Origin of the sequence: Streptomyces sp., from assembly GCF_036566765.1 — a bacterium.
Classification (GTDB): domain Bacteria; phylum Actinomycetota; class Actinomycetes; order Streptomycetales; family Streptomycetaceae; genus Streptomyces.
Genome location: NZ_DATCVQ010000320.1, coordinates 1 through 7,242 on the forward strand (window position 1 = coordinate 1; position 7,242 = coordinate 7,242).

General features: G+C 71.9%; 14 protein-coding genes and 1 pseudogene. 13 read left to right on the forward strand and 2 right to left on the reverse strand.

Annotated elements, in window-relative coordinates:
- The 4 genes and pseudogenes from VIU94_RS18920 to VIU94_RS18935 form a co-directional block, all read left to right on the forward strand.
- Positions 1 to 425: pseudogene (locus tag VIU94_RS18920) on the forward strand (hypothetical protein); the annotation flags it as partial.
- A 119-nt stretch (positions 426 to 544) separates the two neighbouring features.
- Positions 545 to 820, forward strand: a complete 276-nt coding sequence (locus VIU94_RS18925) for a hypothetical protein (RefSeq protein WP_331913005.1) — start codon at positions 545 to 547, stop codon at positions 818 to 820.
- A gap of 65 nt (positions 821 to 885) precedes the next feature.
- Complete coding sequence (locus VIU94_RS18930; protein WP_331913006.1) at positions 886 to 1,296, forward strand: winged helix-turn-helix domain-containing protein; 411 nt, start codon at positions 886 to 888, stop codon at positions 1,294 to 1,296.
- Positions 1,297 to 1,430: 134 nt separating this feature from the next.
- Entirely contained in the window at positions 1,431 to 1,928 is a 498-nt protein-coding gene (locus VIU94_RS18935) for a hypothetical protein (protein WP_331913007.1), read from the forward strand.
- A gap of 70 nt (positions 1,929 to 1,998) precedes the next feature.
- Here VIU94_RS18935 and VIU94_RS18940 read toward each other — a convergent pair whose 3' ends face one another.
- Both VIU94_RS18940 and VIU94_RS18945 read right to left on the reverse strand, forming a co-directional pair.
- Positions 1,999 to 3,426 (reverse strand): recombinase family protein, encoded by a 1,428-nt coding sequence (locus tag VIU94_RS18940; protein WP_331913008.1) that lies wholly within the window; start codon positions 3,424 to 3,426, stop codon positions 1,999 to 2,001.
- Positions 3,426 to 3,839, reverse strand: a complete 414-nt coding sequence (locus VIU94_RS18945) for a helix-turn-helix domain-containing protein (protein ID WP_331913009.1) — start codon at positions 3,837 to 3,839, stop codon at positions 3,426 to 3,428. Before VIU94_RS18945 ends, VIU94_RS18940 begins: the two co-directional genes overlap by 1 nt.
- A 273-nt stretch (positions 3,840 to 4,112) precedes the next feature.
- On the opposite strand from VIU94_RS18945, the gene VIU94_RS18950 reads away from it, so the two are divergent.
- From VIU94_RS18950 to VIU94_RS18990, 9 genes are all read left to right on the forward strand, one after another.
- Positions 4,113 to 4,379: a helix-turn-helix transcriptional regulator gene (locus VIU94_RS18950; RefSeq protein WP_331913010.1), complete on the forward strand. Its 267-nt coding sequence runs from the start codon at positions 4,113 to 4,115 to the stop codon at positions 4,377 to 4,379.
- Entirely contained in the window at positions 4,376 to 4,558 is a 183-nt protein-coding gene (locus VIU94_RS18955; RefSeq protein WP_331913011.1) for a hypothetical protein, read from the forward strand. Before VIU94_RS18950 ends, VIU94_RS18955 begins: the two co-directional genes overlap by 4 nt.
- Before the next feature lie 92 nt (positions 4,559 to 4,650).
- Positions 4,651 to 5,028: a hypothetical protein gene (locus VIU94_RS18960; protein WP_331913012.1), complete on the forward strand. Its 378-nt coding sequence runs from the start codon at positions 4,651 to 4,653 to the stop codon at positions 5,026 to 5,028.
- Positions 5,025 to 5,237: a hypothetical protein gene (locus VIU94_RS18965; protein ID WP_331913013.1), complete on the forward strand. Its 213-nt coding sequence runs from the start codon at positions 5,025 to 5,027 to the stop codon at positions 5,235 to 5,237. The genes VIU94_RS18960 and VIU94_RS18965 overlap by 4 nt, the downstream gene beginning before the upstream one ends.
- Positions 5,234 to 5,530 (forward strand): hypothetical protein, encoded by a 297-nt coding sequence (locus tag VIU94_RS18970; protein ID WP_331913014.1) that lies wholly within the window; start codon positions 5,234 to 5,236, stop codon positions 5,528 to 5,530. Before VIU94_RS18965 ends, VIU94_RS18970 begins: the two co-directional genes overlap by 4 nt.
- The gene (locus VIU94_RS18975) at positions 5,527 to 5,949 is read left to right on the forward strand and encodes a hypothetical protein (RefSeq protein WP_331913015.1); all 423 of its coding nucleotides are present in this window, start codon (positions 5,527 to 5,529) and stop codon (positions 5,947 to 5,949) included. Before VIU94_RS18970 ends, VIU94_RS18975 begins: the two co-directional genes overlap by 4 nt.
- Before the next feature lie 64 nt (positions 5,950 to 6,013).
- Positions 6,014 to 6,694, forward strand: coding sequence for a hypothetical protein (locus VIU94_RS18980; protein WP_331913016.1), 681 nt, complete (start codon positions 6,014 to 6,016; stop codon positions 6,692 to 6,694).
- The gene (locus VIU94_RS18985; RefSeq protein ID WP_331913017.1) at positions 6,691 to 7,014 is read left to right on the forward strand and encodes a hypothetical protein; all 324 of its coding nucleotides are present in this window, start codon (positions 6,691 to 6,693) and stop codon (positions 7,012 to 7,014) included. Before VIU94_RS18980 ends, VIU94_RS18985 begins: the two co-directional genes overlap by 4 nt.
- On the forward strand, positions 7,011 to 7,242 hold a 232-nt coding region (locus VIU94_RS18990), incomplete at its 3' end, for a hypothetical protein (protein WP_331913018.1). The genes VIU94_RS18985 and VIU94_RS18990, both read left to right, overlap by 4 nt.

A 7,242-nucleotide genomic window follows, 5' to 3' on the forward strand; every position in this document is an offset into this window, starting at 1 on the left:
GGCTGGTCGGCCTCGGCAAGCCGGCCAGCGGCCACAGCTACGAGGTCGACGGGCCAGCTGCCAAGCGGATCGCCGAGCACGCCATCCGGCACCGGCAGGCCGCCGGCACCATGCCTGACCTGCACGAACCCGCCCCGAAGGTGAAGGCGTACAACCTGCTCGCCGACATCCGCGCCGTCTGGCCGGAGTCCGAGGACGCCCTCTGGTCGGAGCTGATCGTGGAGCGCCTCGCGCAGCTGCGGCCGGAAATCTACGGCGACTGGACGGTCACCACTCTCGGCGCCGCGTTGAAGGCCAGCGGGCTCAAGACGGTCAGCGTCCACCGCAAGATCGACGGCAAGGGTTACACCCGGTACGGACTCCGGCTGGACGCCCTCCAGGCGGCGATCGACGCCGGCGTGAAGCCCCGCGAGATCGCCGAGTGATAGCGGTGTGGGGCGCTATCGATAGCGCGCAGGCTAGCGCCCCACATCCGCTGTGACCTGCGGGATTGCGGATAGCACGACCTACGACCCGACCCGCCGATATCCCCTCTGGAGGGCCCGTGAGACACCTGATCGCCGCCGCCGCTACCCAAGAGCACCCGTTCCCGTGGAAGTTCACCCTCGGCCTCCTCGCGGTGCTGACCATCATCAAGGCCGCGCAATGGCTGTGGCGTCCGTTCGCCCACTGCTGGTGCTGCAAAGGCAGCGGCCGGCACAGCCGCAAAGACGGCAAGGTGTTCCGCGACTGCCGCTGGTGCCGCGGCTCCGGCCGGCGGCTGCGAGTCGGCCGGCGTGTGTGGAACCGGTTCGCGCGGGTGCGCAAAGCATCCGCCTGACGTCGAAATTGAGCTAGCCAGGTAGCCTGCCAGCGCACCAACAGCCGGGCCCTAGCCTCCGGGGCGTGATCTACCCGGGGCGGGGCCCGGTCGGCTACGTGGAGCTGGCCGAGATCCTCCGCGCCCAGGTCACCGACGGCCAGATCCGCCCCGGCCAGCGGCTCCCGTCGGAGGCGACCCTCGCGCAGACGTACGGGGTGGCCACGAAGACGGCGCGGGCAGCGCTGATGCAACTGCGCAATGAAGGCCTGGCCGTGTCAGTGCGCGGCTACGGTGTGGTCGTGCGGGAGCACACCGAGCCCGAGCTGATCGAGCTGGAACCTGGCGACCAGGTGTCGGCGCGCAACCCCACGCCGCGGGAACGCGACGAGTACGAGGTGCCCGAGGGAGTGCCGCTGATCGTTGTGCACCACGCGGACGGCTTGCAGGATCTGTACCCGGCGGACCGGTACCGGGTGGCCCCCCGCTCGCTGTGATCATCCGTTCAGCCGGCAACAGATCGCTGATACGCCACTAACCGCAACGCCATGATCACTCATGTTTCGCCATCTGCGAGATCCGATCGATGCTTGTATCCGCGCAGGCAACCCGTGGGCGAGACTCCACCGCTATGAGTGACCAGTGGGGGACCAGAGAGCAGCCGTCCGCACGAGACCCCGGCCGCCTGTGCGCCGAGCACGTCTACCTCCTGCTGGGGGTGTTCAGTATCAGCGCCGCCATCGTCGCCTACGTCCTCGACGCCACGCTGCCGATCGAGCTGAACCGGGGCCTGTACGCGATCCTGGTGGCGTTCTTCGTCGCCGGGTACTGCGGCTGGCTGTCCCGCTCCGCCGAGCGCCGGGGCCAGGCCGGCCGGGACGAGCTGCGCGACGAGCTGCACAAGCTGGCGGCGGCGGTCGAGGAGCTGCGCACCGAGGCGGGAAAGGCGCACGTGACGTACCTGCCCAGGCAGTACCAGGACAGCCGGCATGTGGGAAGGGTGGCCGTCGGCGACCAAGGCGACACGGTTCCGCTGGCGCCGCCGAGGACGGGCCTGGATGCGCAGACTGAGGCGACGCTTCGGCGGATCAACATGCGGCTGCTCGGCGGCGGCTCGGACCTCGTCTGACCGGGCGTCGGGGATGGGTGGCCATGGCAGTGGTTAACCATCTCCGACGATCGTCGGAGATTACAAACCGTCACCAGTGAAACAGCAGGTCAACGCGCTCTGACTCCGGCTCACGCCACCGCGCGGCGGGCCTGACGACCACCCGGGCGACCATCGACCGCAGAGCCTTCCCCCGCTCCGCGAACGTCATGTCCGGCCACAGGCCGAGCAGCGCATCGACCGCGCCCGCCGCCTCCACCGGATCCGGCGGCGGCTCCACGTCACCGATGCGCGCCAGCTCCACCGCCGCCGCCCGCTCCGCCTCCCGAAGCTCGCCCATCGCCTGCCGGTACACCTCGGTGGGCATCTCCCCCAGCGCGTGGGACTTCGCCAGCCGCACCATGCCCGACCGCGCCCGGCCCAGCTCCCGCTCCAACGCCGCCCTGTCGGTGCGGCCGGCAGCCAGCCGGGCCAGCCGGGCGGCCCGGGCACCGTGGTCGGTGCGCAGCCGGGAGGCGTACTCGGCGACCTGGCGCAGCACCTCCGCCTCCACGCGGGCCAGCAGGGGCCTGCCCACGCCCGGGCAGCCGCCGCCCTTCACGTCGCCGCGGCCCAGCCCGCAGACGAGCCGGTCGCCCTGGCGTTGGAGCTTGTGCCCGTTCGGGCACTCGACCAGCCCGACGAGCGACCACGTGGGCGCGAGGTGCCGGGGCGGGGTGCCGGCCTCGGCGGCGAGCCGGTCCTGCACCCGCCGCCACGTCACCTCGTCGACCAGGGGCTCGTGCTGCCCGGGCAGCACCTCGTCGCCGGCGACGACCCGCCCGAGGTAGACGGGGCTGCGGAGCAGCTTCTTCACGTTCGGGGTGTGCATCGCCCGGCCGCGCACGGCGGACAGGTAGCGGGTGACCTCGCCGATCGGCTCGCCGACCGCGTACCGGCGGAACACCTCGGTCATCGCCGGGCCGAGTACCGGGTCGGGCACCAGCTGCTTGTCGCGGTGCACGTACCCGAGCGGACGCCCGTGGTGCTGCCCGCGTTCGGCCCGCCGGGCGATCGTGCCGGACCAGCCGCGGCCGATCTCATCGGAGCGGTACTCGGCGATGGCCAGCATGTTCGTGAGCATGAGCCGGCCCGCCGGGGTGGACGTGTCGACCTGCTCGCTGGCGGACAGAATCGTCACGCCCTGCTCGGCGAGCCACGCGAGGAACGTCAGGGACTCCTTGACGTTGCGGCCGAGCCGCGACACGTCGTAGACGGCCAGGGCGTCGATCTGCCGGGCCAGCGCCATCTTGCGGATCCGTTCGATGCCGGCCCGCTCGAAGTGCCGGCCGGTGCGGTCGATGTCCTCGATGACGGCGACCTCGCGCATCCCGGCGGCGACCCGGCGCATGGCCGCGGTCTGCACCTCCGGGCTGTGAAAATCCTCTCCGGACCTTCCCATGAGCGCGCTGACGCGGACGTACAGAACGACCCGGCCGGGCTGGTCGGGTACGGCGGCGAGAGTTCGGCGCCGGGGCATCAGCCCGCGGCGCGGCGGCGCACGGTGCGGCCGGGGCGCTCTGCGCGCTCAGCCTTCTCCGCAACCTCGGCGAGGTAGCGCAGCGCTGTCTCGATCGCGGCCTTCTCGGCGGCCGGGACCGCCGGGTCCATGAGGCGGCGCTGGAGCAGCTGGAGATCGGGGTGCAGCGCCTGCTCGGCCTCGCCAGGCATGTTGCCGGCGGCCCGCAGCGCGTTGGACGGGTCGTCGCCGAGCACCTTGGCGATGGCGCGGACGCTGGTCACGTTCGCGCCGCCGCTGCCCGCGATCCAGCGGAACAGGGTGGAGCGGTGGACGCCCGATTCGCGTGCCAGTCGCGCGACGCTCCACCCCGGCCGTGCGGTCATGCGCCGCAGGTAGTCCGCCCAGCTCTCACGGCTGGCACCGTCGCTCATATGCACACGGTACGGCGTGGCGAACGGATCTTGTGCATTCGGCGGGCGTCGCTCTTTTACGACCTGTAGGTGCAGGTCACGCGGTCTGTGAACCCGTCGCAACCCTGCCACGTTCCTCCACTGGGACATGCTACTTCGCCTCCTCTCAATCGTCGCTTACTTGCGACGATACGGCAGAGCGGAGTCTAGGTCGCCTCGTCCGAACAGATGAAACCGACGCCATCCCGCTCCGCCTATTGCGTCGCACGATTGCGACGGTCTACCTTGAGTCACATGGCAGCGACGCAAAAACAGGACGATCCCTCGGCCCCAACAGACGCGAAAGTCCGTCTCCGCGTGGAGGTGTACGACGCCCTCGCCGCCGAACGGGCCGGCGTGACCAAGGTGGTCGACCAGGCCAAGCTCCACGGCATCAACCGGCAGCACATGTTCCGCATCCGGTCCGGCAAGTGGAACCCGAGCCTGACCGTGGCGATGCGCATGGCCGCTGACCTCGGCACCACCGTCGACGCCCTGTTCGAGCGGGTGGTGGAGAAATGACGCACCCGACGACCCCGCCGCCGCCGTCCGGCCCCCGCAAGCCGATCGCCCCGCTCGACCCGGACTCCCCGCAGGGGCAGGCCGCGTCCGAGGCGCTCAGCCAGGTCCTCGCCGAAATCCAGCTCGACATCCTGCGCCGCCGCAACTCCAGCCGCCGCCACTCGACCGACGCCGCCTGAGACCCCGTCCGGGCCGCCCGGCCCGAGACGCAGAACAGCGCCCCGCATCCCGGCAAGGACATCGCGGAGCGCCGAACCCCAGGGAGTATCCCATGACCGACACGGCCACCACCCCCACCGGCTTCCCCGGCTTCGCGCCGGGCGAACACCGCCACCTGATCGCCGACGTGCACCGCTGGGCCCGCACCAACGGCTGGAACTGGCACGAGTGCTGGGGCTGGGTCAACGCCCCGTACGCCAGCAACGCGACCCTCGGCCTCGACTGGGACAGCGACAACGGCACCGTCACCGTCCGCGCCGGCCAGGTGCTGCTCCGGCCGACCACGTACCCGGTCGGCGGCGTCCGCCAGGCGGTCGACATGCTCGTCGCCCTCGACATCCTCCCGGCGCACTTCTCCTCGGCGTACCGGGTCGGCTGGCTCAACGGCTACGCCGACTTCGCGCCGAACAGCGCCGAGGTGACCCGATGACCGCCCCGGCCGCCGCCGTCGAGGACGTCTTCCTCGGCACCCTCCGCGAGACGTTGAAGACCGCCACCCCCGAGCAGGTGGCCGCGGTCGCCCTGCACTGGGCGGCCCTGCCCGGCCACATCGCCGACGCCGCCCGGCACCTCATCGACGAAGAGGTCGAGTACCGGCTGGCCGTCGCCCACCTCGCCGAACTGGAGCTGGCCCGATGAGCGACTTCGAGGCAACAGCCAACGAAATCTCGCGGGCGCTGGAGCAGAGCGCACGTGCCAGGCGCTGCGTGTCCGCTGCCGGCAGGGACCTGCTCGCCGCGGCCGTGTCCATCGACCACGACTGGTCGCTGCGGTTCAGCAGCGAGGACAAGCTCATCGACGCTGTCGCCGGAATGTCCGACGACGACCTGGAGGCGGCGGCCCTGCTCGTCCGGTACCTCGATGAGGCCATCGGGACCAACTTGATCCGCCGCGACACGGCCCGACGGACCGAGGGCGGTGAGCCCCGATGACCGCCCCGACGTGGCCGGCCGCCGACCTGCCGCCGGTCCGGCCCCTGCCCAACCCGTGGCCCGGCGGCCCCACCGTCTTCCCCACCGCCACGGACCCGGCCCTCGCCGGGTGGGAGCCGCCCACCCTCGACGACCTCGGCCTCACCGCCGACCCCGTCGCCAACGCCCTCAACGTGCTGCGGCAGCTCACCGACCAGCAGCTCGACGCGGTCCTCGCCTACTACCCGCCGGCCGAGCCCACCGCCGCCGACTACCAGCGGCTGCGCGCCGAACTCGACGCCCAGCAGGCCGCGCTCACCGCCATCCCCGCCGACGCGTGGGAGCACCGCCGCACCGTTGCCGCCGAGCACCGCGCCAAGCAGCAGGCCGCCCGGGACCGCCTCGACGGCTACTACCTCGCCCAGCGGAGCGCCGCCTGATGGTCGCCGTCTACCTCATCCTCCTCGCCGTCGTGCTGACGGCCTGCCTCGCCGGGAGCGACTCATGACCACCACCAACGACATCAGCACCGAGCAGTCCCGCGTCGACGACTTCAACGACGCCCACTTCATCGGCACCTGGGTCCGCTACTGGACGGGCACCCGCGACGACCGGGCGAAGTCCAGCCGGACCGCCACCCCCGCCTGGCTGCTCGGCGAGCACACCGCCGTCGTGCGGGTCGCGGACGAGTCGTCCTGCATCGCGCTGACCCACGTCGACGTGATCCCCGGCCAGCCCGACGACATCGAGGACGACAGCCACGACCTGCCCGAGCCGGCCCGCGCCGCCGAGCGCGTCCGCGAGTACATCGCCTCCAACGGCGACGGCATCTACGACGTGATCGACGGCCAGCCGCTGTACGCCCGGGACTTGGAGGCCCTGCGCCGGGCCGGCGAGCAGGTCGACGAGTTGACCAGCATCAACGCCGAGCTGGAAGCCCTGCGCCCCCTCGCCGACGCCGCCGCTGCCTGGCGGCGATTCATCGGAAACGACGAGGTCCAGTTCTCGGAGGTCGAGGCGCTGATCAAGGCCGTAGACGCCCTGCCGAACCTCCAGGAGCCGTGTGACATCTGCTCCGGCTACGGCTGCCCCGACTGCCGCGAGGACGAGCCGCTCGACCCGCAGGGCACTGACTGGACCCAGGGCGACGCCTTCCACACCGACCGGACGGCGGTGGCCCGATGACCACCACGACGATGCCCCGCCGGATCACCACCCTCCAGTGGGTCCGCGCCAGCCTCGCCGTCCGCCTCGGCCTGGAGCCGGAGCACGAGGGCGCCACCCCCGAATGGGCCGCGCAGCTCCGCGACGCCCTCACCGACCGGCCCGCGATCAGCCGGGCCGTCGAGGTCCCCACCGCGTTCATCCCGCCGGTCCGCCGACCGATCGCCGCCCTCACCGCCACCCCGCACTTCCCGTTCGTCGACGAGCACCTTGGCCCCCTCAACCTCGGCCCCCTGGAGCCCGCCCACATCCACGACCAGCTGATCGGGGCGACCCGATGACCGCCACCACCATCACCCGCCCGGCGCCCGCCGTCGGACTCATCGCCGCCGGCCTCGACCCCCGGCCCTGCGCCACCAAGCCCGCCCAGTGGTGGGACCTCGGCGACCCCGGCAACGTCCGCGCGATCCGCTACTGCCGCAACGTCTGCCCCCTCGCCGGCGCCTGCACCACCCCCGACGAGAAGAAGGTCAGAGGGCAGATCCGCGACGGCCAGGCCTACAACGAAG